This window comes from Mesorhizobium sp. WSM4847, from assembly GCF_055811335.1.
This window is the reverse complement of the sequence record NZ_JBVVPY010000122.1, coordinates 1-357: the sequence shown is the minus strand read 5'-3', so window position 1 is coordinate 357 and position 357 is coordinate 1. Positions and strand designations below refer to the sequence as shown.

At 54.6% G+C, this 357-nt stretch carries 1 protein-coding gene; it reads right to left on the bottom strand.

Annotation, left to right across the window (positions count from 1 at the left end; translation table 11 throughout):
- On the bottom strand, nt 1-357 hold a 357-nt coding region (locus AC0L28_RS34800; protein WP_473483023.1), incomplete at both ends, for a hypothetical protein.

Below are 357 nucleotides of genomic sequence, written 5' to 3'. Positions count from 1 at the left end.
TATTCGCGGACCGATCCCGGCGTCAGGCCGACGCGGTATTCGTGGTTCTTGATTTCCCGGGGGCAGCCGACGCGCATTAGTTCCTCCTCGAATTTCTGATTTTGCGGGGCGGACCATAAAACCATAAATAGCGCGGCAAGTGTTTGCGTATCCGGTTGTCGCCGGGCGCGGTGATCGCTATTCCTTGCGCCAAAATCTATTCTATTCGCAGGAAGCACGAACAACGTCGCTCGACAGGATCGATATCGCCATTCTGGCGACATTGCAGAAGAATGGGCGGATATTCTAACGATGCGCGCACCCGGATGCAGTCTGGCTTGAATCGCCATTGCCATGAAAGACGGCTTGCCGAAATAT